The following is a 24,017-nucleotide window of genomic DNA, read 5'->3' as shown; positions in this document are numbered from 1 at the left end:
TTATCATAAAAAAAGCAGGGCTTAGGCTCTGCTTTTTTGTTGCTAGTTAGTCGCTGTCATCGACAGTTAAAAATAAGAGCTTAGTTGTAATATGCTGTTAATTATTGATAACTACGATTCATTTACTTACAACCTCTATCAATATTTTTGTGAATTAGGGGCTGAAGTCGTTGTTGTTCGCAATGATGAGATTGATATTGCGGCCATTGAAGCGTTAGCGCCGACCCATTTGGTGATCTCTCCCGGTCCTTGTACACCCAATGAAGCAGGTATTTCATTACAAGCGATTGAATATTTTGCCGGTAAATTACCGATCCTTGGGGTTTGTCTTGGGCATCAATCGTTAGCGCAAGTCTTTGGTGGCGATGTGGTGCGAGCACGGCAAGTGATGCACGGTAAAACGTCACCGATTTGGCATACTGATATCGGGGTATTTAAAGGGCTGAATAATCCGTTAACGGTTACTCGCTATCATTCTTTGGTCGTTAAAACCGCAACCTTACCTGATTGTTTTGAGATCACCGCATGGACTGAATTAAACGGTGAATTCGATGAAATTATGGGTATTCGTCATAAAAGCTTGGATTTAGAAGGGGTGCAATTTCACCCTGAAAGTATTTTGACCGAACAAGGTCATGCGTTACTGGCTAACTTTCTCCAACGCTAATACTGCTGTTACTGCTGTTACTGCTGTTACTGCTGTTGTTGACGTACTTATCGCTGCGGTAGTAAGTGCGTTACTCCTCTTGTTATCAAACGTCTTATTATCAACATTTCTCATTGTCAGTCCTTGGCGCAATTATCTTCAATGCAACTTTATGCGTTTTATTATGGTGTTTACGCCAAGGAAAGCGTGTTAACTCGTAGTGGGTGTAAATAATAGCTCGCAAAAAGTGCATAACTATTTTAGTGTATTTATTAGTTAACACCTTGGATTGAATAAAAATAGCTGTCATTGTTGGCAAAGGTTAATAAAGTGTAAATACTAATAATAAGGCATAAAGCACAGAAGGATAGTGTGATGGCAACTGGAGATAAACTACAACGATCGTTGTTTGATGAAGTGATGGTACCTTGCTATGCGCCAATGGATATTATTCCTGTTCGAGGCCAAGGTTCGCGGCTGTGGGATCAACAGCAACGTGAGTATATTGATTTTGCGGGAGGTATTGCGGTCAGTTGTTTAGGGCATTGCCATCCGGTAATGGTGGCAGCATTGACTGAGCAAGCGCAGCAATTATGGCACTTGAGTAATGTGATGACCAATGAGCCTGCATTACGTTTAGCGCATAAACTGACGCAATTAACCTTTGCCGATAAAGTCTTTTTTGCCAACTCTGGCGCAGAAGCTAATGAAGCCGCATTAAAATTAGCCCGTCGTTATGCGGTTGATAATTTTAGTGCTGATAAAGATCAAATTATCGCTTTTGATCATGGCTTTCATGGTCGCACCTTTTTTACAGTGACTGTTGGTGGTCAAAGCAGTTATTCCGATGGCTTTGGTCCTAAACCGCAAGCGATTACCCATATTCCCTATAATGATATCGCCGCAATAACAGCATTAATCTCTGATAAAACTTGTGCGGTAATGATGGAGCCGCTGCAAGGTGAAGGGGGGGTTATTAGCCCAAATCTTGAGTTTATGCAGCAAGTTCGAGATCTGTGTGATCAACACCACGCGCTGCTTATTTTTGATGAAGTCCAAACCGGTAATGGTCGTACGGGGGAATTGTTTGCTTATCAAGGCTTAGGCGTTACACCGGATATTCTCACCACGGCTAAATCGTTAGGGGGTGGCTTTCCTATTGCAGCAATGTTGACGACTGCCGAGCTTGGATCCCATTTAAAAGTCGGAACTCATGGTTCGACCTATGGTGGTAATCCTCTTGCGTGCGCCGTTGCGGAAGCGGTGATTAATGAGATCAGTCAACCTGCAGTATTAGCCGGTGTTAAGCAGCGCGAACAGTGGTTCCGTGACGCACTGATGCAGATTAACAGCCGTTATCCAATATTCCGTGAAATTCGCGGTAAAGGCTTGTTACTCGGCGCAGTATTACGTCCTGAATGGCAAGGGCGAGCGCGAGATATTTTGGTTGCAGCAGGCAATGAAGGCTTGATGGTGTTAGTGGCTGGCGTTGATGTGGTGCGCTTTACCCCCTCGCTAGTGATTGATAAAGCCGATATTGATGAAGGTATGCAACGTTTAGAAACTGCAATCGCGACCTTATATCACGCTACAGCGTAGTGGTTATGGGGTTGCTCGTTATGATCAAGAGCAGCCCTAATGTTGGTTTATACCTAGGCAGTGACAGCCGTCATTGCCTGCATCAGGGGGAAATGTCATGCTCATTATTCGTCCTATTACTCGCACAGATTATCCTGCACTGATGCAATGTGCTGAAGCATCAGGTCATGGGTTTACCTCTCTTCCAATTAACGAAACTATTCTTCGTAATCGTATCACTCATTCTCAAGCTAGTTTTAACGCTACCGTCACGACACCTGGACTCGAGAGCTATTTATTGGTGGCTGTTGACAGTGACAGTGGGCAAATAGTCGGTACAACAGCGATTGAAGCTGCTGTCGGTCTTGATGCCCCGTTTTATAATTATCACTTAAGTACGGTTACCCATGCATCGCGACGATTAGGGGTACATAACACCGTAAAAGTCCTGACCTTTGGTAGTCAATATACCGGAGAAACAGAGCTGTGTAGCTTGTTCTTATTGCCTGAATGGCGTCAAGGTATTAATGGACGCTTGCTGTCTAAATCACGTTTTTTATTAATGGCACAGCATCGGCAGCGTTTTGCTGAGATTGCCTTTGCTGAAATGCGCGGTGTGTCTGATGAGCAGGGGAATTCGCCTTTTTGGCAATGGCTGAAAGAGCATTTTTTTTCGATTGATTTTACTTATGCCGATTATCTTACCGGTATTGGAGTGAAAGGTTTTATTGCCGATTTAATGCCTAAATTACCAATTTACGTCAATTTACTCAGTAAAGAGGCGCAAGCGGTGATCGGCCAAGTCCATGTTGATACTCGGCCAGCATTACAACTATTAGAGCAAGAAGGGTTTAGCTGTCGTGGTTATGTCGATATTTTTGATGCAGGTCCAAGCGTTGAGTGTGATGTGCGTAATATTGAAACCGTGCGTCACTCGCAGTTGTGTCGGGTTGATATTGGCGAACATTCCAGTCAGCACTGTTATTTAGTTTCCAATTGTGAGTTAGCGGGGTTTCGTGCCGTTGCCGCGCCAGTGGCGATTAATGCTCTAGGGCAAGCAATGATGACCGCCGATGTTGCTGCTGCGCTTAATGTCAGTATTGGTGATGAAGTACGGTTGGTTGCTCAGTCATAAAAGGAGAGACGAATGAGTTTATGGATTAATAATCATTGGGTAGCTGGTGACGGAGAACCCTTTCAATCACTCAATCCTTATGATGGTGATGTGGTTTGGCAGGGTAATGCTGCAACCACCGCCCAAGTTGAAGCTGCGGTTACTGCGGCCAGTCGTGCGTTTTTAGACTGGCGTAATACCACACTAACTGAGCGGTTAGCTGTGATTGAACGATTTGCACAATTGGTGCAACAACATCAATCACAACTGGCGCATATTATTGCGACTGAAACGGGTAAACCGTTATGGGAAAGTACCACCGAGGTCGCGGCGATGATTGGCAAAGTTGCATTATCACTTAATGCTTATCATGAGCGTACGGGGATTCGACAGCGTCAGCAGGCAGATACCACCATGATTGTTCGCCATCGTCCATTGGGCGTGATGGCGGTGTTTGGACCGTATAATTTTCCTGCGCATTTACCTAATGGCCATATTATTCCAGCATTGCTGGCGGGGAATACGATTGTATTTAAACCCTCAGAGCAGACCCCGAATACGGCGCAACGAATGTGTGAGTTGTGGCAACAAGCGGGTATTGCAGATGGGGTAATTAATTTACTTCAAGGAGGACGAACAACGGGGGCGGCTTTAGCCATGGCAGCAGGGGTTGATGGCGTCTTATTTACCGGTAGTGCGCAAACAGGACATTTATTACATCAGCAATTTGCAGGCCAACCTCAAAAAATGCTCGCCTTAGAGATGGGTGGCAATAATCCGTTGGTTGTAGGGCAAGAGTATGGCGCAATGGATGCGGCGGTCTACACCATTATTCAATCGGCGTTTTTAAGTGCGGGACAGCGTTGTACGTGCGCGCGACGATTATATATTGCTACTGGGGAAGCTGGGGATCTACTGCTCGCGCGCTTAGTGGCGGTCGCTTCGCACTTGCTGGTTGGCGATCCGTTAGCAATCCCAGCACCTTTCATGGGGTCATTGATATCGAATGCGGCAGCGGATCAAATCATGTTACATCAACAGCAGTTATTGGAGGCTGGTGGGGTTGCGTTGTTAATGGCGACAAGAGGCCAAGGCGCCATTGTTACGCCTGCGATTATCAATGTTAGTGCCATTACAGACCTCGCCGATGAAGAATATTTTGGGCCATTATTACAGGTCAGTCGTTATGATAATTTTATGCAAGCTGTCGAGAGTGCTAATCAAACCCGTTATGGATTGGCTGCAGGGTTAATCTCAACCGATAGCCAGCAATGGCAGTATTTTATTGACCATATTCAAGCTGGGATAGTGAATCGTAATCGGCCTTTAACTGGGGCTAGTGGTGATGCGCCGTTTGGTGGTCCTGGTGCCTCCGGTAATCTTCGCCCGAGTGCTTATTATGCGGCTGATTATTGTGCCTATCCAATGGCATCGATTGAGGCAGAGCAATTACAATTACCGTTTCAATTAGCGCCAGGTGTGAGCTTGAACTAAGATCTATAAAGTAATTATGCTTTAAATTAGTAGGTCGGTTATGGAATCTATTACACAACTTTTTGATGGTTTATGGCACGATTATAGTCAGCGATTATGCCCTTCAGCAGCGCAAATTCAGCGATTATTAACCGAAGATGCCACCTTATTAAATGATCATATTGCACTACGGACTTTCGGGTTGCCAAAGTGTGGGCTTGCGGTTGTTGCCGCACCGTTTATTGCATTGGGGTATCAACCGCAAGACAAATATCATTTTAGTGCTAAAAAATTGTATGCTGAATATTTTATGCATCCTAATCCTTTGCTACCTAAAGTCTTTATTAGTGAATTACAGTTAGGTGGCTGTTCGGCTGAATTACAACTTGTTGTGCGTAGCTTGTTGGATCAGGTTGATGATGATTATTTTCGCCAGCCTGGTTTTATTCATGGCGGTCGACCATGGGAACTTGATTTTGCAACCTATCAATTTTTAGTCGCTGAAAAAGAGTATGCGGCATGGGTAGCAGCCCATGGCTTTGGTGCTAATCATTTTACGGTCAGTATTAATCAGTTAGAACAATTTACTTGTCTAGAGGAGGTAAACCATTTATTACGCCATAATCAGTTTGTGATCAATCAAGCTGGTGGGGAAATAAAAGGTGATTCGGCGGTGATGTTGGAACAATCAGCCACTATGGCGGATGAGGTTGGGGTGAGTTTTCGTGATGGTGTCCATAATGTTCCGGGGGGATTTTATGAGTTTGCTAAACGCTATCCACAATCAAACGGTGAATTATATACTGGGTTCGTTACCGCATCCGCAGATAAAATATTTGAAAGTACGTATCGCTAACGAGGTTTTTTGGTGGCGATCAATGAAGTAATAAAAACAGCACCTAGTAATAAGTGCTGTTGGTCTGGCTGATTAATTATCTAATGGTGAAGCCCAAACACCAGATTCGTCGGCTGGACAGCGACGTAAGCCAGTTTGTTGTTCAAGGTAGCAACGGCTATCACTGAACCCTGTCATTTCAATGGTTGTTGGTTGGTTAGTTAACACTCCAGGTACGGTGGTATAACTATTAGCGGAAAAGCGTTCAATATCCATATTGACCATCATTGAGGTAGAAATCCATTTGTGAGCAAAATGTAGCATGAATAGAGGCGATTACAAATCAAAATTTAACAGTAATACTAACGCCATCAATGCTTGCCCGCGATGATAGTTTGAGAAGATTAAGATCAAAAAAAACCGCAGGCATAAGCTGCGGTTTCATCGGTGATTGACGGGAGGCTAAATAATTAGCGAGTGCCGTAAACCACAATAGTTTTGCCGTGAGCAGAAATAAGATTTTGCTCTTCCAGCATTTTCAAAATACGACCCACAGTTTCGCGAGAACAACCTACGATCTGGCCAATTTCTTGACGAGTGATCTTAATTTGCATACCGTCTGGGTGTGTCATTGCATCGGGTTGTTTTGCAAGATTAAGTAATGTCTGTGCAATACGACCAGTTACGTCAAGGAATGCAAGATCACCTACTTTTTGACTTGTCACTTGTAAACGACATGCCATTTGAGCAGATAGACGCATTAGAATATCTGGGTTAACTTGAATTAACTGACGGAATTTCTTAAATGAAATCTCTGCAACTTCACAAGGGCTTTTTGCTCGAACCCAAGCTGTACGTTCTTGGTCTTCTTCGAACAAGCCGAGTTCACCAATAAAGTCACCCTGGTTTAGGTAAGAAAGGATCATCTCCTTACCTTCTTCATCCTTGATTAATACAGCAACAGAACCCTTCACGATGTAATACAAAGTTTCTGCTTTTTCACCTGCGTGAATTAACGTGCTCTTTGATGGATATTTGTGAATGTGACAATGGGAAAGAAACCACTCTAAAGTTGGATCTGTTTGCGGTTTACCTGGAACCATATTACTAACTTCCTCTGCATGTGTTGCCCAACAATATGTTTTGTGGCGATAACTCAACAAAACTGTTTGCTGGCAGGGTTATTCACTCAGCTGCTGGGCTGCAAGCTAACTTGAACTTACCTAAGAGTGTATCCTTTTTTTGCGGTTTTTTCTTGATATTGATCTCGCTGACTTGCTCATTTATGAGAGATAAGTGTGCACATGATCACATCGTTGTGACTTAGTTACCAAAAGTCGCATTTCAGTAAGGTTTAGTTAGGCAATTTCACCTCTTTAAATATGCAACATAATTAGCATTGTGCAGAATAAATAACGTTTACATTGATGAGATTATCAACAAAAATAGTGTTAATGTCTGAATAATATAGCTCAAGGAGATAAACATGCAGTCACGCGTAAAGTGGGTTGAAAATATGACCTTTGTGGGTCAGTCATCATCTGGTCATAGTATTGTTTTAGATGGTAATGGTGGTGAAAAAGCGCCGAGCCCAATGGAATTGGTGTTAATGGCTGCGGGGGGGTGTAGTTCGGTTGATGTTGTCAGTGGATTGCAGGATTTACAGCAGCAGATCACTGCTTGTGAGGTCAATATCTCTGCTGAGCGTCGTGAACAGGCACCACGAATCTTCACCAGTGCAAATTTACACTTTGTCGTTACCGGTCATGCTTTAGATGATGAGTTGGTGAGTAAGGTAGTCGTTGATTCTCTTGAAAAATACTGTTCAGTATGTTTAATGCTGGGTAAAGGGGTTGAGCTTAGTCACAGCTATGAAATTGTGGCGGCATAATATAATTATCACTAACGGTTGCTGATATTAGCGACCGTTAATTACACCAGTAACCGTAAATTTATCTAGTAAGCAGTAAGCAGTAAGCAGTAAGCATTAAGCTATTTTGCCATTTTCAATCAATTGTTCGAGTAGCGGCCGCATAATTAACTCCATTGCAAAACTCATTTTTCCGCCAGGAACAACAAGAGTATTATGGCGTGACATAAATGAACCTTGAATCATTGCCAGTAGATGAGGGAAGTCGACATTTTTTAACCCTCGAAAGCGGATCACGACAAAGCTTTCATCTAAACTTGGAATACCTTTGGCGCTAACAGGGTTTGAGGTATCAACGGTAGGGACGCGTTGAAAGTTAATATGGGTTCGAGAAAACTGTGGGGTGATGTAATTTAGGTAGTCATCCATTGAACGTACAATCGACTCCATTACCGCTTCTCGAGAATGGCCGCGGTCGCGAGTGTCGCGAATAATCTTTTGGATCCATTCTAAGTTAACAATCGGTACCATGCCGATAAGTAAATCAACATGTTGCGCAGCATTGGTTTCACCATCAACCACTCCGCCATGTAACCCCTCATAAAATAATACATCGGTATTTTCAGCTAATTGTTGCCAAGGGGTAAAGGTGCCGGGCATTTGATTATAAGGTACTGCTTCATCAAAGGTGTGCAGATAACGGCGAAACTTACCGCTGCCATCTTGTGCATATTGATTGAAAAAGTGGGCTAGTTGTTCAAAGTCATTGGCTTCAGCGCCAAAATAGCTGATATGGCGACCTTGCTCTTTGGCTTTACGGATTTCACAATCCATTTCGGGGCGGGTAAAGCGGTGGAAGCTATCACCCTCTAGCCATGCGGCGTTGATGTCCATCATGTTAAACATCTTGCGAAAGGCTTCAGAGGTGGTGGTAGTTCCTGCACCTGATGAACCAGTGACTGCAATAATAGGGTGTTTGACCGACATAACTCACCTTGTAGTGATGACTAGATGTTTAATAACAAAAAATAACAGTAATAAATGTTACTACAAGTTTGCGTAAATGTCGGTTTTGAGTGATAAAAGTGCTAGCGAAGGCGAATTTTGGTGGTGATAAATATTGGCGCTGGTTTTTTATAACTGATTACGCAGTTTAATATCGACTGATTCATGTAATTCAGAGAAAACAATTACCGCATCACCAGTTTGCAGTTGACGACGAACATAAGCAACTTTATCACTAAGGCTGATTTCTACTTCGCCATAATCGGTGCCTTCGCGCAAAATAAACTGTTCAATAAGGTTGGTTAGTGTTTCTGGGGCGATGTCTTGCCAAGGAATAATCATTACAACTTCTTAAATGACTAATAAAACAATAGTCGCAGTATATTCTTAAACGTGATCGAAAAGAAACGTCGTCATTAGACAATGCCATTAATGGCTACCGTTGTAATTGCTGCTGAAACCACATTGGCACAGTGTGTTCTAACCAAAATTGTGGTTTGAGTAAACTGCCATTAATAAAACCAACATGCCCCCCTGTCGCAGATAAATCATAACGAATGTTAGTGGGTAAGGGCTGCTGAGGAATGACATCACGACACATAAAGGGATCATCTTGAGCATGAATTATCCGCAAGGGTTGCGTGATCTTTGTTAGTTGCAGTAAGCCACTACAGTGGTGGTAGTAATCATCTGCATCCTTAAAACCATGCAGTGGTGCGGTTACCGCTTGGTCAAATTGCCAGACACTGCTAATTGACGCTAATTGACGCTAATTGACGCTAATTGCTGGTGGTTAATTGGCATAGTATGTGGCTGACGGTCAATTTTTTGAGCAATGGTGCGTTTGAGTGATGTCAGTAAATAATGCTGATAAACGCGTGAGAACCCTTGCTGAATACGATCAGAGCATGAGGCTAAATTAAGTGGCGGTGAAATAGCTTGAGCGGCAATGAGTTCGCTATTATCAGGGTAGTTAGCTAAGTAATTAATTAAAACATTACCACCCAGAGAGACACCAACCGCCATAAATGGTCGCTGTGGAAATTGTTGGCGTAGCCACTGAATAAAAAAGCGCACATCATTGGTTTCACCAGAATGATAGCTTTGCGGATGGCGATTTAATTCACCGCTGCAGCCTCGAAAATGCATCATCACCCCCAGCCAGCCTTGCTGTTTGGCCGCCATTAATAAGCCATTAGCATACGGGCTATTAAAGCTGCCTTCTAAGCCATGTAATAAAATCATCAATGGTTGGTGATGGTTAGTTAGGTCGGGCTGCTCTGTCCATGCAAGATCAATAAAATCGCCATCAGGCATTTCAAGACGTTGAGTGATGGGGGTAAAGAGAGGTTGGCGGCGAATAAATCGTGGTAATAAGGTTTGCAGGTGGGGGTTACCTAATCCGTTCGCGGCAGTGAATGGCTGCATATGATGTCCTTGATTCAAATAAAAACGTCGAAGCAATACGTAGAAACAATAACGCCGTAGTCATAAAAAATATCACTACGGCGTTAAATGATCACTCAGCGTTAAGCTGGCTTTCCATTTCTTCTAACTGTTCTTGCAGTTCCATCCACGCCACTTCAATGTCTTCAAGATCGGATTTAGCGTTACCTTGAAGTTTGAGCTGTTCATTCATCTGCGTTTTATTTTCTGGTTCGTAAATGCTGCTATCACTTAATGCAGTTTCTGCAGCGGTAATAATGTCATTAAGCTTATCCATTTGTTTTTCAAGCTTAGTGATCTCTTTACGAATCGGTGCGGTTAATTTACGGAATTCAGCATCTAACCGCTTTTGTTCTTTACGTGAAGCTGCACTGTTATCTTTATTGGTGTCTGGTTTTGCTGCTTGTTGTTCACGGCGCTCATTACGCTGTTGCTCAGTTAGCCACTTGTGGTAATCATCTAAGTCACTATCAAAAGGCACCACTTGGCGATCATGAACCAAATATAAATCATCGGTGGTCGCACGGAGTAAGTAACGGTCGTGACTAACAATAACCATTGCACCTTCATAAGATTGTAATGCAAAGGTCAGCGCTTGACGCATATCCAAATCAAGGTGGTTAGTTGGCTCATCGAGTAACAATAGGTTAGGGCGTTGCCAAACAATTAACGCTAGCACTAATCGTGCTTTTTCACCGCCAGAAAACGGACCGACTTTTTCTAACGCTTTATCGCCAAGAAAGCCAAAGCTACCTAGGTAATCACGTAACTGTTGCTCGGTCGAATTAGGTGCAATGCGTGCCATGTGTTGAATTGGGGTGTCATCAAGGTATAACGTTTCTAATTGGTGTTGAGCAAAGTAACCAATTTTAACCCCTTGTGAGAACGCCATTTCACCCGCTTTGGCAGGTAAGTCGCCAGCAAGCATTTTAATCAAGGTTGATTTACCTGCACCATTACGGCCCAGTAAGCCAATTCGACTCCCAGGAACGAGGTTTAAGCGGATCTTTTCTAAAATCAGTAAATCATCATAACCAGCGGCAACATGATCCATCATTAAAATAGGATTAGGTAGCGCACTTGGCTCACGGAATTCAAACGTAAAAGGATTATCCAGCTGTGCTGGCAGTACTTTTTCCATTCGTTCTAAGGCTTTAATACGACTTTGAGCTTGGCGTGCTTTACTGGCTTTGTAACGAAAGCGTTCGATATATGACTGCATGTGCGTCACTTGTTTCTGCTGCTTTTGAAACATTGCTTGTTGAAGAACTAATTTCTCTGCACGTTGAACTTCAAATGATGAGTAGTTACCGGTGTAACTGTTCATGGTTTGGTTTTCAACGTGAATAATGCGATTGATGACAGGATCTAAGAAATCACGGTCATGAGAAATCAGTACGAGAGTGCCACGATAGCTTTGTAGCCATTTTTCAAGCCACATCACCGCATCAAGATCTAAGTGGTTGGTTGGCTCATCGAGTAATAACAGATCAGAACGGCATAGCAATGCTTGGGCAAGGTTTAAACGCATCCGCCAACCACCAGAGAACTGAGTTAAATTCCACTGCATTTGATGTTGTGAAAAGCCTAAACCATTGAGTAATTCCGCTGCACGAGCATTAATGCTATAGCCGCCAATGGTATCTATCTTGCCATGCAGTTCAGCAACTTTATTGCCGTTATCAGCCAGTTCTGCTGCAATTAATTGACGTTCAAGTTCGCGGTACTCGCGATCGCCATCAATCACATATTCAATAGCGGCACGTTCTAGTGCCGGTGTTTCTTGGGCAACCCAGGCTAATTCCCAATTACTTGGAAACTGACAATTACCACCATCTAAGCTGAGTTCATTTTTGAGTAAGGCAAATAGGGTGGATTTACCACATCCATTTTTACCCACCAGACCGACTTTGTCCCCTGGGTTAATGGTGGCAGTGGCATTTTCAAGCAGAACTTTACCACCACGTAGAAGTTGGATATCTGAAAAGATAATCATCGATAGCGCCGGGGACGTGCCCGCTCCACAAAATTAAACTGGAATCATGGTCGGAGTCTAACTCAAACTTGAACCAGTGGCTAACCTGACACCCAGTTAACCTTGCGCTAGCACTGCCGTGATATCAGTCTGATTAAAATAGAAATACCAACTAAACGATCATATTAAGTAACAATTAGGTATGATGGTTAACAATTGAGTGGCGCAATAGTTTGTCATTGCGTTATTAAGTTCATTAGATGACGTGCAAAGGGCAGTATGACCGATTTGAAAATATTAATTATCTTTGCGCATCCTGATCCTCAAGAGTCAGTAGCTAATCTGGCATTATTAAGCGAAATAAAACATTTATCTCATGTCACTATCCACGATCTGTATGCCACCTATCCTGATTTTTTTATTGATGAAGTCGCAGAACGGGCATTAGTGGTTGCGCATGATGTGATTATCTTTCAGCACCCATTGTATATGTATTCTTGTCCGGCATTACTCAAAGAGTGGCTTGATAGGGTATTAAGTAAAGGCTTTGCGCATGGGGAGGGGAAGGCAACTGAAGGTAAGTATTGGCGTTCAGTGATCACCACCGGTGGTGCGGCAGAGGCTTATAGTGTTGATGGTTATAACCGTTGCAGTATTGATGACATTTTAAAACCGTTTGAATTGTGTGCCGATCTTTGTCGTATGCAATGGTTGCCGCCATTAGTGCTACATTGGGCGCGACGTATTCCTGCTGTCGAACGGCAACAGCATGCGAAAAAATACCATGAGTGGTTAGTTTCTCCGCATCAATGTGAACCGCTATTACCCTTAGTCGCAGGAGATAAGTATGAATAATGACTTTTTACTGGTGATGGTGGTGTTTTTAGGCGCAGCCATCATTGCAGTACCGTTAGCACAGCGATTGGGATTAGGATCGGTGCTAGGGTATTTAATTGCAGGGATAGGTATTGGTCCATGGGGACTGGGGCTAATATCCGATGTGGATGCCATTTTACACTTCTCTGAATTTGGCGTGGTGTTGTTGCTGTTCCTTATAGGTTTGGAACTGAACCCGAAAAAATTGTGGCAAATGCGAAAACCGATTTTAGGGTTAGGTGGTAGCCAAGTGGTGATCACTAGCATTGTTATCGCGATTATTGCTGTTGGCTGTAGCCGATTTTTCCCCGCGCTTGGTTGGCGGGATGCGATTGTTATCGGCATGGGGTTGGCGTTATCGTCAACCGCGATTGCATTACGGGTAATAGACGAGCAGCAATTAAGTGGCAGTGAAACCGGTCAATCGAGCTTTGCGGTGTTGCTGTTTCAAGATATTGCGGTGATCCCGATGTTAGCACTGTTGCCATTATTAGCCGGTAATGCCGGCGGTAGTTGGCTTGATGGTGTATGGATGCTGGGCGGTATTGTGACGTTCTTAGCGGCAGGACATTTTTTATTACGGCCGCTGTTTCGTTATGTGGTGATGAGTGGTGTCCGTGAACTGTTTAATGTCGCGGCATTATTGCTGGTGGTTGGTATTGCCTTAATCATGCAGATGATTGGTTTATCAATGGCATTAGGTGCTTTTCTCGCTGGGGTATTATTGGCAGAAAGTGAATATCGGCATGAGCTTGAAATCGCAATTGAACCGTTTAAAGGCTTATTACTGGGATTGTTTTTTATCTCGGTGGGAATGGCGGTCAATCTGGGATTGTTATGGCAATACCCTCTCCAAATTTTAACGGTTGTAATTGCGTTGGTGGCGATTAAAGCTGGGGTGTTGTATCTGTTAGCTCGCTTATTTGGTGTGGGTGCAAAATCACGCAGCCAGATGGCGGCAATTTTAAGCCAAGGTGGTGAGTTTGCGTTTGTATTGTTTACTGCGGCCAAGGCGGGGGGATTATTAGCTGAGGAACTCGCACCGCTATTATTAGTGGTGGTGAGTTTATCGATGATGACCACGCCATTAATTTTACAATTACAAAAACGTTGGTACGTGCGTAGTTTTAAAGCGGAAGATGAGCATCAACCGCCATCGGATGTGATTGATCGCCAACCACGAGTAATTATTACTGGCTTTGGACGCTTTGGGCAGGTCGTTGGGCGGTTACTGTTCGCCAATAAAATTAGGGTGACAGTATTAGAGCGCGATCCGAGCCAGATTCGATTTTTACGTAAATTTGGCTATAAAGTGTATTACGGCGATGCGACCCAACTGGATCTATTACGTTCCGCTGGGGCTGATAATGCCGAGGCCTTGATTATCTGTACCGATGATCCCACTGAAGTGATGGAAGTGGTGACCCTTTGCCAACAACATTTTCCGCAATTGAAATTAATGGCGCGCGCGCGAAGTCGGGTTGAAGCACACCAGTTATTGAGCCATGGGGTGGAATGTTTTTCACGTGAAACATTTGAAGGTGCCCTTGATTTAGGTCGCCAAGCCCTCATATCTTTAGGCATGCATCCCTATAAAGCGAATCGTGCTCAGGCGCATTTTCGTAAAATAGACAGCCAAGCATTGCGGGATCTGCTACCCCAACATAGTGAAGAGGTTAATTTAGCCTCACGACAAAAAGAAGCCCGTAAAGAGCTGGAAGATATTTTTGATCGTGAAATGCGTGGTGAACAACAACGCCATCAAGGTTGGGATTAATCAAGGAGCGATTAAGGATGGTCAAAAAACGATTTATTGCAGGGGCAATCTGTCCTAACTGCCAAGCACTAGATACGTTACGCTGGTGGCAGCAAAATGATGTTGAGCATATCGAATGTGTCGAATGCCAGCATCTTGATACACGTTTACCGCAATCAGTGACAGAGAGCGAACAGCTTTCTTCGACAACCAAACAACAAGTGATAGGGATTTTTAAACCAGACTAATGTGATAATGGCATCTCAATGGTATTATCCTGTATGATATGGGAACAAAAACTATCACCCCAAGCTTAAATTTTGGAGTTAACATGAAAGTCGCTAAAGACACAGTAGTAAGCTTAGCTTACCAAGTGAAAACTGAAGAAGGTATCGTTGTCGATCAATCAACAGTTGAAGTTCCTCTTGATTACCTACACGGTCATAACAACCTTATTCCTGGTCTGGAAAAAGCGCTTGAAGGCCACGTGGCAGGTGACAAGTTTGAAATCACTGTTGCTCCTGAAGAAGCTTACGGTGAGCACATGGACGAAATGGTTCAGCGTGTTCCTGCAAATGTATTCCAAGGTGTTGATGAAATCACTGTTGGTATGCGTTTCCTAGCAGATACTGATCAAGGTCCAATCCCTGTAGAAGTAACTGAAGTTGACGGCGACGAAGTTGTTGTTGATGGTAACCATATGCTTGCAGGTCAAACACTAGGTTTTGACGTTGAAGTTGTTGCTGTACGTGCTGCAACTGAAGAAGAAATCGAACACGGTCACCTACACCAAGGTGGCGGTTGTTGTGGTGGTGAAGGCGGTTGTGGCGATCACGGTGATGATGATTGCTGTGGCGGCGACCATGATCACGGTAACGACGAAGGTTGTTGCGGTGGTGAAGGTAAGGGCGGCTGCGGCTGTTCTCACTAATCGCATTTATTGCGGTCATAAAAAAGGAAGCCTCGGCTTCCTTTTTTGTTTTTATCTTGTCGAACCTTGAACCTTGAACCTTGAACCTTGAACCTCGAACCTCTATTTAATAATGTGGCGGTGGTGTTTCTTCTGATTCGCTTGCCATATTAGAGGTTTGCATACCTTTAACTTTACCGACCATAAACTTAAGTTGTACTTCCATTCGATCAATCATAAATTGCTGCTTAGTGAGCGCATCATTTAATTCATCAATGGTTTGTTCTTGGAAAGCGAGTTTCATCTCAAGTTCATCAAGACGGCTTTGCAGTTGTTGTATCTCATTCATGGGATATCTTCAGTCGGTTGACCAGGTTTGAGCGTAACCAGCTGATGAGCCAGCAACGACATTACCTGTAGGGCTAATAGCGACATCATACACCACCGCTGTGGCAGGTCGAGCCCCCGGTTGTACTTCCGCTCGCCAGCGACCTATATTTTTACCATTATCTGTGCGCCATAATTCCACTCGGCGTGAGGGCGTTCCCGTCACTAAAAATTGACCATCATCTGAAAAGCGCACACTGGATAATGTTTGGTGGCGTAATGTTATCGCTAATTGGGTGATTTTATTACCGGTGGTTAAATCCCAAATAATAGCGTCATTATTCGCGGCGGCGGAAAAGGCGAATTTTCCGTCTCGCTGAAGTGCAACTTGGTTGACGCGACTGCTATGCTTAAATGAATAAATAATCTGACCACTATGGGTATCCCATAAATAAGCGTGATGATCATTACCGCCAGAAAGTGCATAACGACCATTGGCAGATAATGCGACACTATTTACTTTGTCACGGTGAGCTAAAAACTCCAGCCGTCGACCATCGATGAGATCAATAAATAGCGCCTTACCATTATTTAATGCTAATAGGACTTCAGTACCATTATTGGCAATAGCGACATCTTGGATTATCGCGTCATTAATTGACCATAAGCCGTAGGATTGTGACCATCCAAGATCCCAGACCGTGAAATTTTGAGATGTTGCCGTTATTGCATAGCGACTGTTATCAGATATATGACTCGTTATCACACTATTGTGATATTGATCTTGAGAACCAAAATCAGCTAACGTTTTGTTTTGCTGTAAATCCCATAGCACGATACCTTGTGTATTTGTGCTAACAAGTGCAAAACGGCCATCGCGGCTAAGACTTAAATTAGTACTACCTTGTGGAGCAAGATGCCAACGTTGAATTTCTGTATCAAAGAAAAAGCAACCGCTTAAAACAAAGGTAGAGAAAAATAGACTAACTGACAAAAATTTCTTGTACATTAAGCTCTGGTTCCGCTTGCTTAGGGTAACTAGATAGAAGCAATGAATCTGATTAAATAACTGCAGCGCTAAGTATTTACAGTTACTTAATCAGAGTGGTAGTAGTATATTGATATAATTTTTTTTTCATACACATACTAATAAACACAGTTTAAAAGTGAGGCATGGCCTCAATGACTGATGGAGAAATACATGAAGCCTATTTTAAAGATGTCTGTATTAGCAGCAACAATCTTCCTTGTTGTGGGTTGTCAGGACGATAATAAAGCAGACACCAATAAACCGGTTGAACCTGCAAAAGTTGAACAAACAACGGCTTCTGCGGCTGTTGCAACAACAGATGCTGCTAAAGTTGAATTTAAAACTGAAGATCAAAAAGCAGCGTATGCAATTGGCGCATCATTGGCACAATACTTATCTGCTAACCTTGATCAACAAAAAGAGTTAGGCCTAAATCTTAATCGCCAAGATGTACTTGCAGGTGTTGAAGATGTGTTTGCTGGTAAAAGCCGCATGACACAAGAGCAAACTCAGCAAGCACTGCAATCACTGGATCAACGTGTTGCTAAGATTGTTGAGCAGAAAGCAAAAACTGAAGCTGAAAAGAACATTAAAGTTGGCGATGAGTACCGCGCTAAATTTGCGAAAGAAGCCGGTGTTGTCACCACTAAATCTGGCTTAATGTACAAAGTTGAGAAAGAAGGTACAGGCGCAAAACCAGCAGCAACCGATACTGTTGAAGTACAGTACAAAGGCATGCTAACAGACGGCACTGTATTTGATAGCTCATACCAGCGTAATCAACCAGCAACCTTCCCACTAAACCAAGTGATCCCTGGTTGGACTGAAGGCGTGCAATTAATGCCAGTGGGTTCTAAATTTGAATTCGTTATTCCGCCACAACTTGCTTATGGTGCACAAGCGAACCCAAGTATTCCTGCAAACTCTACGTTAGTTTTCCAAGTTGAATTATTGAGCATTAAAGGCGACAAGCAAGCTCAACAACCAGTAGTTGAAGCAGCAAAAACAACAACAACAGCGACTAAAGCGCAATAAATTGTCATTTGTTGATGATAAAAAAGTGTAACTGTTGATCCAGACCCGGCATATGTCGGGTCTTTTTTGTTCAATTATCTGATAAACTTACTGAGAAGATTTTAAATTTTATCAATTATATTGAATGCTTGTGGTGATAGATCAGGGCGATCGCATTGTAGATAAGCAGCAAAATGGAAGGTGATATCGTGATTTCAGTAGATAATTTTGGAACAGAGATAATTGTTGATAGTGATATCGTTGACAGACGAATTTTTTCTGAACACGATAATAATATTCTGCAGGCATATGAAGCTGTTGTTGATGGCTTAGCCGCATTGATTGGGCCATTTTGTGAAATTGTTCTGCATTCCTTAGCCGATTTAAATACCTCGGCAATCAAAATAGCCAATGGCCAAAATACCGGTCGTAAAGTAGGATCGCCTATTACTGATCTTGCATTACGCTCGTTGCGTGATATTCAAAACTCAGAGCATAACTTTTCACGCCCTTATTTCACTCGAGCCAAAGGCGGTGATTTAATGAAATCGATCACTATCGCCATTCGTAATGGTGATAATAAAGTGATTGGTTTGTTGTGTATTAACGTTAATCTTGATGTGCCATTTACGCAAATCCTGCAATCGTTTATGCCAACAGATGAGGCTAAACAAGCGGCATCAAAAGTTAACTTTGCCAGTGATGTTGATGAATTGGTTGATCAAACCGTTGAACGTACCATTGAAGAAATTAATGCCGATAAGAATGTGTCCAACAATGCCAAAAACCGCCAAATAGTAATGGAGCTGTTTGATAAAGGTATTTTTGACATTAAAGATGCGATTAATCGGGTTGCTGATCGATTAAATATTTCTAAGCACACTGTGTATCTTTATATTCGCCAGCGCAAAACCGAGGATGGTGACAAGTGAGTTTAACTTACGCCATTGTGATTAATGGCCCCGCTTATGGTACTCAAGCCGCACGATCTGCTTATCAATTTTCATGTACACTTATTGAGCTCGGTCATACTTTAACGCGCGTGTTCTTCTATCAAGACGGAGTGTTAAATGGTAATGCACTTACCGCGCCAGCATCTGATGAATTTGATTTAGTTGGCGCATGGCAGCAATTAGCCCAAACTCATAATGTTGAATTACACACTTGCGTTGCAGCAGCGTTACGGCGTGGCATTATTGGTGAACAAGAAGCACAACAAAATCAATTACCAAGCCATAATTTAGCGTCAGGGTTTGAGCAAGCAGGGCTTGGTGGTCTAACTGAAGTTTTACTCAGTGCTGATCGCGTTATTCAATTTTGAGGGTTATGAGTGAGTGACTTAGGGTTTGTTTTTCGTCAACCGCCTCATGGCACAACTAGTGGCCGTGAAGGGCTCGATGCATTATTAGCCGCTTCTGCTTATACCGAAGCATTAAGCGTATTTTTTATTGGTGATGGTGTTTTACAATTACTGAAACACCAGCAGCCGAATGCTATTTTAAGTCGTAATTATATAGCGACCTTTAAAATGCTACCGTTGTATGACATCGAAAATATTTATGTCTGCCAGCAGTCATTATCCGAACGCGGATTAAGCGTCGAAGACTTATTAATCGATGCAATTATCTGCCCCCATATCGAATTGGTGACAAGGTTACATTGCTGTCGTCAAATTCTTACTTTTTGAGGTGCCGATGTTACATACTGTGACCCGCTCACCATTTCAAAGCCACTCTTTGGCACAATGTTTACAGTTTATTTGCCCTGGTGATGAGATCTTATTGCTCGAAGATGCTGTAATTGTCGCCGTAAGCAAAAATATTTACTTTGATTTAATAAAAAATATTGGCGTAAAAATTTATTTACTGGAAGCCGACATTATTGCGCGCGGTTTGCAAGGTAAATGTGACAAATGTCTAGATGTTATTGATTATAAAGGCTTTGTTTTGTTGACTGAACAACATGCCCAGCACATGAAATGGGCATAATAAGCCATTATTAGTAACGATATATGAACAAAAAAGTGATTGTTTAAGAAATGATCACTTAATTGATCGTTGGTTAGATCTTGACACCTTTGGGTGCGATGCCTAAAATTTCGCGTCCTCCTGTTGTTGGGAGGCAGATTTTTCACCTTACGAAAGTAACAATCAGGAGCTATTTAATGGCAACTATTAACCAGTTGGTACGTAAGCCACGTGCTAAGCAAGTTGTAAAAAGCAACGTGCCTGCACTAGAAGCGTGCCCACAGAAACGTGGTGTATGTACTCGTGTTTACACTACTACACCTAAAAAACCGAACTCAGCATTACGTAAAGTTTGTCGTGTTCGTTTAACAAACGGTTTTGAAGTAACATCATACATCGGCGGTGAAGGTCACAACCTTCAGGAGCACTCAGTTGTTCTTATCCGCGGTGGTCGTGTTAAAGACCTTCCGGGTGTTCGTTACCACACTGTTCGTGGTGCACTTGACTGTGCAGGCGTTAATGACCGTAAACAAGGTCGTTCTAAGTACGGTGTGAAGCGTCCTAAGTCTTAATGGATTCCGTTAAGTAAGGCCAAACACTAAAATTATTTAATTTTGAAGAAACTGAAAAGTTTTGGATAACCTGAAGAAGACAACGGAGATAATCCATGCCACGTCGTCGCGTAATCGGTCAGCGTAAGATCCTTCCAGATCCTAAATTCAAATCAGAATTGCTGGCAAAATTCGTTAACATCCTAATGGTTGACGGAAAGAAATCTACTGCAGAAAAAATCATTTATTCTGCACTCGACACTGTAGCTGAGCGTTCTGGTGAAGAACACTTATCTGTATTCGAAAAAGCTCTTGAAAACATTCGTCCAGCGGTAGAAGTTAAATCTCGCCGTGTGGGTGGTTCAACTTACCAGGTGCCTGTAGAAGTACGTCCAGTACGTCGTAATGCACTAGCTATGCGTTGGTTAGTTGAAGCTGCGCGTAAGCGTGGTGAAAAATCTATGGCTCAGCGTCTTGCAGGCGAAATGCTTGATGCGGCTGACAACAAAGGTTCTGCTGTTAAGAAACGTGAAGACGTTCACCGTATGGCAGATGCGAACAAAGCGTTCGCACATTACCGCTGGTAATATAGCTGGTAATACCGCTTGGGCACAGCAGGTTTTCCTGCTGTGCCTAAACCATTTTCTAAGGTTCACCTTAGTAAGAGGATACAACCGTGGCTCGCAAAACGCCCATCGAGCGCTACCGTAATATTGGTATCTGTGCTCACGTTGACGCCGGTAAAACAACGACTACCGAGCGCATCCTGTTTTATACAGGCCTATCTCATAAGATTGGTGAAGTACACGACGGCGCTGCTACTATGGATTGGATGGAGCAGGAGCAGGAACGTGGTATCACGATCACCTCTGCTGCAACGACTACCTTTTGGCGCGGTATGGATAAGCAGTTCGACGAGCACCGAATCAACATCATTGATACTCCTGGACACGTAGACTTCACCATTGAAGTTGAACGTTCATTGCGCGTACTAGATGGTGCTGTTGTTGTTTTCTGTGGTGCTTCAGGTGTAGAGCCTCAGTCTGAGACTGTATGGCGTCAAGCCGACCGATATGAAGTTCCTCGTATCGTATTTATTAACAAGATGGATCGCACGGGCGCAGATTTCTTCCGCGTTATCGAGCAGATCAAACACCGTCTTGGAGCAACACCAGTACCACTGCAGTTAAATATTGGTACTGAAGATGAATTTAAAGGTGTAATTGACCTGATCAAAATGAAGGCCATCAATTGGTCTGATACTGATCAAGGTACCAGTTTTACCTATGAAGATATTCCTGCTGACATGCAAGAGTTAGCAGATGAGTGGCGTATGAACTTAGTTGAATCAGCAGCTGAAGCTAATGATGAACTAATGGATAAATACCTTGAAGAAGGTGAACTGTCTGATGTTGAAATTAAGGCAGGTCTTCGTCAACGTACCCTAAACAACGAAATCGTACTGGCAACTTGTGGTTCTGCATTTAAGAACAAAGGTGTTCAAGCCGTATTAGATGCCGTTGTTGATTATCTACCTTCACCAACTGAAGTAAAAGCAATTACTGGTGAAGACGAGCAAGGTAACCCTGTTGAGCGTCATTCAAGCGATGACGAACCATTCTCAGCACTAGCGTTCAAAATCGCAACCGACCCGTTCGTAGGTACATTGACTTTCATGCGCGTATACTCAGGTGTTGTTAATTCAGGTGATACTGTTTACAACACGATTAAAGAAAAACGCGAACGTTTAGGCCGTATCGTTCAGATGCATGCCAATAAACGTGAAGAGATCAAAGAAATTCGTGCTGGCGATATTGCAGCAGCGATTGGTCTTAAATTCGCAACAACAGGTGACACTCTGTGTGATCAGAATCATAAAGTGATTCTAGAACGTATGGATTTCCCTGAACCGGTTATTCAGATTGTGGTTGAACCACGCTCTGTAGCAGATCAAGATAAGATGACAATCGCGCTAGATAAACTAGCAGCAGAAGATCCATCTTTCCGCGTTGAAACCGATGTTGAATCAGGTCAGATTTTAATTTCTGGCATGGGTGAGCTTCACCTAGATATCATCGTCGATCGTATGAAGCGCGAATTTAACGTCAACTGTAACGTGGGTAAACCTCAGGTTGCTTATCGTGAAACCATTCGTGGTAAAACGAAAGTTGAAGGTAAATTTATTCGTCAAGCTGGTGAAACTGGCGGCCGTGGTCAATATGGCCATGTATGGTTGAATCTTGAACCTTCTGAGCCGGGCGAAGGTTTCGTTTTTGTTGATGAGATTGTCGGTGGCAGCGTACCTAAAGAATACATTAGTGCCGTTGCAACGGGTATTGAAGAGCAAATGAAGAGTGGCGTGCTAGCAGGCTATCCTATGATTGACGTTAAAGCGACGTTAGTTGATGGTTCTTACCACGACACTGATTCAAGCGAAATTGCATTTAAAATCGCAGGTTCAATGGCATTACGACAAGGTGCACTTGATGCAACTCCAATTTTGCTTGAACCGATGATGAAAGTTGAAATTACCACGCCAGAAGATTGGATGGGTGATGTCGTTGGTGACCTTAACCGTCGTCGCGGCATGATCGAAGGTATGGAAGAAGGCAATGCGGGTATTAAAATTATTCGTGCGCAAGTTCCACTATCAGCAATGTTCGGATACGCAACTGATTTACGATCAGCAACACAAGGCCGCGCGTCTTATTCTATGGAGTTTAGCGAGTACGCTGAAATGCCAAAGAACGTTACTGATAAAATTATTGCTGAACGTATTTAATTTCATTATTGCGTCAATGGCTATTGGCGCATAAAATACAAACTTCAGAGCCGTCCCCGACCTAGTAGGGGGCGTATCTTAACTAGGAAGGAACACAATTGTGTCTAAAGAAAAATTTGAACGTCTAAAACCGCATGTTAACGTTGGTACAATCGGTCACGTTGACCACGGTAAAACAACTCTAACAGCTGCTATCTGTACTACACTTGCAAAAGTGTACGGTGGTGTTGCTAAAGACTTCGCATCTATCGATAACGCTCCTGAAGAGCGCGAGCGCGGTATCACTATCTCTACTTCTCACGTAGAATACGATACTCCTTCTCGTCACTACGCACACGTAGACTGTCCTGGACACGCCGATTATGTTAAAAACATGATCACTGGTGCTGCTCAAATGGATGGTGGTATCCTAGTTGTTGCTGCAACTGACGGTCCTATGCCTCAAACACGTGAGCACATCCTACTTGGTCGTCAAGTTGGTATTCCTTACATCATCGTATTCATGAACAAGTGTGACATGGTTGATGATGAAGAACTACTTGAACTAGTAGAGATGGAAGTTCGTGAACTTCTTTCTGAGTACGATTTCCCAGGTGATGATTGCCCAGTAATCATGGGTTCTGCACTAGGCGCGCTAAACGGCGAAGCTGAGTGGGAAGCTAAGATTGTTGAACTAGCTGAAGCTCTAGATACTTACATCCCAGAGCCAGAGCGTGCTATCGATCTACCATTCATCCTTCCAATCGAAGATGTTTTCTCAATTCAAGGCCGTGGTACTGTTGTAACTGGTCGTATTGAGCAAGGTATCGTACGTGTTGGTGACGAAGTTGCTATCATCGGTATCGTAGACACTATTACAACT

Annotated in this window: 27 protein-coding genes and 1 pseudogene; 19 read left to right on the top strand and 9 right to left on the bottom strand. The window is 43.1% G+C overall.

What is annotated here, in order from left to right:
- Window positions 1-91: 91 nt before the first annotated feature.
- Window positions 92-667, top strand: a complete 576-nt coding sequence (locus BTO21_RS11165; protein ID WP_045028957.1) for an aminodeoxychorismate/anthranilate synthase component II — start codon at window positions 92-94, stop codon at window positions 665-667.
- Here BTO21_RS11165 and BTO21_RS20080 read toward each other — a convergent pair.
- Window positions 641-781, bottom strand: coding sequence for a hypothetical protein (locus BTO21_RS20080; RefSeq protein WP_170064505.1), 141 nt, complete (start codon window positions 779-781; stop codon window positions 641-643). The genes BTO21_RS11165 and BTO21_RS20080 overlap by 27 nt on opposite strands.
- Window positions 782-1,021: 240 nt before the next feature.
- Between BTO21_RS20080 and BTO21_RS11160 the strand changes: the two genes are divergently transcribed.
- The 4 genes from BTO21_RS11160 to BTO21_RS11145 all read left to right on the top strand — a co-directional run bounded on the left by BTO21_RS11160 (window position 1,022) and on the right by BTO21_RS11145 (window position 5,667).
- Entirely contained in the window at window positions 1,022-2,245 is a 1,224-nt protein-coding gene (locus tag BTO21_RS11160; protein ID WP_045028959.1) for an aspartate aminotransferase family protein, read from the top strand.
- A 97-nt stretch (window positions 2,246-2,342) separates the two neighbouring features.
- Window positions 2,343-3,359, top strand: coding sequence for an arginine N-succinyltransferase (gene astA / locus BTO21_RS11155; protein WP_045028961.1), 1,017 nt, complete (start codon window positions 2,343-2,345; stop codon window positions 3,357-3,359).
- A 12-nt stretch (window positions 3,360-3,371) separates the two neighbouring features.
- Window positions 3,372-4,832 (top strand): succinylglutamate-semialdehyde dehydrogenase, encoded by a 1,461-nt coding sequence (gene astD / locus BTO21_RS11150; RefSeq protein ID WP_045028962.1) that lies wholly within the window; start codon window positions 3,372-3,374, stop codon window positions 4,830-4,832.
- 40 nt (window positions 4,833-4,872) lie between these two features.
- Window positions 4,873-5,667, top strand: coding sequence for a DUF1338 domain-containing protein (locus BTO21_RS11145; protein WP_045028964.1), 795 nt, complete (start codon window positions 4,873-4,875; stop codon window positions 5,665-5,667).
- Between the two features lie 72 nt (window positions 5,668-5,739).
- On the opposite strand, the gene BTO21_RS11140 is transcribed toward BTO21_RS11145, so the two are convergent.
- Together BTO21_RS11140 and crp are read right to left on the bottom strand one after the other, a co-directional pair.
- The gene (locus tag BTO21_RS11140; RefSeq protein WP_232573073.1) at window positions 5,740-5,934 is read right to left on the bottom strand and encodes a hypothetical protein; all 195 of its coding nucleotides are present in this window, start codon (window positions 5,932-5,934) and stop codon (window positions 5,740-5,742) included.
- 182 nt (window positions 5,935-6,116) lie between these two features.
- Window positions 6,117-6,749, bottom strand: coding sequence for a cAMP-activated global transcriptional regulator CRP (gene crp, locus BTO21_RS11135; protein ID WP_036789513.1), 633 nt, complete (start codon window positions 6,747-6,749; stop codon window positions 6,117-6,119).
- Window positions 6,750-7,132: 383 nt separating this feature from the next.
- Here crp and BTO21_RS11130 point away from each other — a divergent pair, with 383 nt between their 5' ends.
- Complete coding sequence (locus BTO21_RS11130) at window positions 7,133-7,537, top strand: OsmC family protein (protein WP_045028966.1); 405 nt, start codon at window positions 7,133-7,135, stop codon at window positions 7,535-7,537.
- Between the two features lie 96 nt (window positions 7,538-7,633).
- Here BTO21_RS11130 and BTO21_RS11125 read toward each other — a convergent pair whose 3' ends face one another.
- From BTO21_RS11125 to BTO21_RS11110, 4 genes and pseudogenes are all read right to left on the bottom strand, one after another.
- Window positions 7,634-8,503, bottom strand: coding sequence for a phosphoribulokinase (locus BTO21_RS11125; RefSeq protein WP_045028968.1), 870 nt, complete (start codon window positions 8,501-8,503; stop codon window positions 7,634-7,636).
- A 147-nt stretch (window positions 8,504-8,650) separates the two neighbouring features.
- A complete protein-coding gene (locus tag BTO21_RS11120) occupies window positions 8,651-8,863 on the bottom strand; it encodes a YheU family protein (protein WP_105026799.1) in 213 nt (70 codons plus the stop codon).
- Window positions 8,864-8,957: 94 nt separating this feature from the next.
- Window positions 8,958-9,949: pseudogene (locus tag BTO21_RS11115) on the bottom strand (hydrolase).
- A gap of 91 nt (window positions 9,950-10,040) precedes the next feature.
- Window positions 10,041-11,963: an ABC transporter ATP-binding protein gene (locus BTO21_RS11110; RefSeq protein ID WP_045028970.1), complete on the bottom strand. Its 1,923-nt coding sequence runs from the start codon at window positions 11,961-11,963 to the stop codon at window positions 10,041-10,043.
- 258 nt (window positions 11,964-12,221) lie between these two features.
- On the opposite strand from BTO21_RS11110, the gene kefG reads away from it, so the two are divergent.
- The 4 genes from kefG (at window position 12,222) to slyD (ending at window position 15,505) form a co-directional block, all read left to right on the top strand.
- Window positions 12,222-12,797 (top strand): glutathione-regulated potassium-efflux system ancillary protein KefG, encoded by a 576-nt coding sequence (kefG, locus tag BTO21_RS11105; RefSeq protein ID WP_045028971.1) that lies wholly within the window; start codon window positions 12,222-12,224, stop codon window positions 12,795-12,797.
- On the top strand, window positions 12,790-14,595 hold the full coding sequence (gene kefB / locus BTO21_RS11100; RefSeq protein WP_045028973.1) for a glutathione-regulated potassium-efflux system protein KefB: 1,806 nt from the start codon (window positions 12,790-12,792) through the stop codon (window positions 14,593-14,595). Before kefG ends, kefB begins: the two co-directional genes overlap by 8 nt.
- Window positions 14,596-14,612: 17 nt before the next feature.
- Entirely contained in the window at window positions 14,613-14,822 is a 210-nt protein-coding gene (locus BTO21_RS11095; protein ID WP_045028974.1) for a YheV family putative zinc ribbon protein, read from the top strand.
- An 83-nt stretch (window positions 14,823-14,905) separates the two neighbouring features.
- Window positions 14,906-15,505, top strand: a complete 600-nt coding sequence (gene slyD / locus BTO21_RS11090) for a peptidylprolyl isomerase (RefSeq protein ID WP_045028976.1) — start codon at window positions 14,906-14,908, stop codon at window positions 15,503-15,505.
- 106 nt (window positions 15,506-15,611) lie between these two features.
- On the opposite strand, the gene BTO21_RS11085 is transcribed toward slyD, so the two are convergent.
- The gene (locus BTO21_RS11085) at window positions 15,612-15,833 is read right to left on the bottom strand and encodes a SlyX family protein (RefSeq protein ID WP_045028977.1); all 222 of its coding nucleotides are present in this window, start codon (window positions 15,831-15,833) and stop codon (window positions 15,612-15,614) included.
- A gap of 9 nt (window positions 15,834-15,842) precedes the next feature.
- A complete protein-coding gene (locus tag BTO21_RS11080) occupies window positions 15,843-16,820 on the bottom strand; it encodes a WD40 repeat domain-containing protein (RefSeq protein WP_045028979.1) in 978 nt (325 codons plus the stop codon).
- Window positions 16,821-17,012: 192 nt separating this feature from the next.
- On the opposite strand from BTO21_RS11080, the gene fkpA reads away from it, so the two are divergent.
- The 9 genes from fkpA to BTO21_RS11035 form a co-directional block, all read left to right on the top strand.
- Complete coding sequence (gene fkpA / locus BTO21_RS11075) at window positions 17,013-17,876, top strand: FKBP-type peptidyl-prolyl cis-trans isomerase (protein ID WP_045028981.1); 864 nt, start codon at window positions 17,013-17,015, stop codon at window positions 17,874-17,876.
- A 188-nt stretch (window positions 17,877-18,064) separates the two neighbouring features.
- On the top strand, window positions 18,065-18,787 hold the full coding sequence (locus BTO21_RS11070) for a helix-turn-helix transcriptional regulator (RefSeq protein WP_045029001.1): 723 nt from the start codon (window positions 18,065-18,067) through the stop codon (window positions 18,785-18,787).
- Entirely contained in the window at window positions 18,784-19,176 is a 393-nt protein-coding gene (gene tusD, locus BTO21_RS11065) for a sulfurtransferase complex subunit TusD (protein WP_045028983.1), read from the top strand. The genes BTO21_RS11070 and tusD overlap by 4 nt, the downstream gene beginning before the upstream one ends.
- 9 nt (window positions 19,177-19,185) lie before the next feature.
- Complete coding sequence (tusC, locus tag BTO21_RS11060; RefSeq protein ID WP_045028985.1) at window positions 19,186-19,542, top strand: sulfurtransferase complex subunit TusC; 357 nt, start codon at window positions 19,186-19,188, stop codon at window positions 19,540-19,542.
- A 7-nt stretch (window positions 19,543-19,549) separates the two neighbouring features.
- Window positions 19,550-19,843, top strand: a complete 294-nt coding sequence (gene tusB, locus BTO21_RS11055; protein ID WP_045028986.1) for a sulfurtransferase complex subunit TusB — start codon at window positions 19,550-19,552, stop codon at window positions 19,841-19,843.
- Between the two features lie 176 nt (window positions 19,844-20,019).
- Entirely contained in the window at window positions 20,020-20,394 is a 375-nt protein-coding gene (gene rpsL, locus BTO21_RS11050) for a 30S ribosomal protein S12 (RefSeq protein WP_004399892.1), read from the top strand.
- A 95-nt stretch (window positions 20,395-20,489) separates the two neighbouring features.
- Entirely contained in the window at window positions 20,490-20,960 is a 471-nt protein-coding gene (rpsG, locus tag BTO21_RS11045) for a 30S ribosomal protein S7 (protein ID WP_045028989.1), read from the top strand.
- Between the two features lie 89 nt (window positions 20,961-21,049).
- Entirely contained in the window at window positions 21,050-23,155 is a 2,106-nt protein-coding gene (gene fusA, locus BTO21_RS11040) for an elongation factor G (RefSeq protein ID WP_045028991.1), read from the top strand.
- A gap of 100 nt (window positions 23,156-23,255) precedes the next feature.
- Window positions 23,256-24,017 (top strand): elongation factor Tu (locus BTO21_RS11035; protein ID WP_146107829.1); only part of this gene is annotated, 762 nt, incomplete at its 3' end.

It is taken from the genome of Photobacterium phosphoreum, from assembly GCF_002954725.1.
Taxonomy (GTDB): Bacteria; Pseudomonadota; Gammaproteobacteria; order Enterobacterales; family Vibrionaceae; genus Photobacterium; species Photobacterium phosphoreum.
This window is presented reverse-complemented; position numbering and strand designations above follow the sequence as displayed.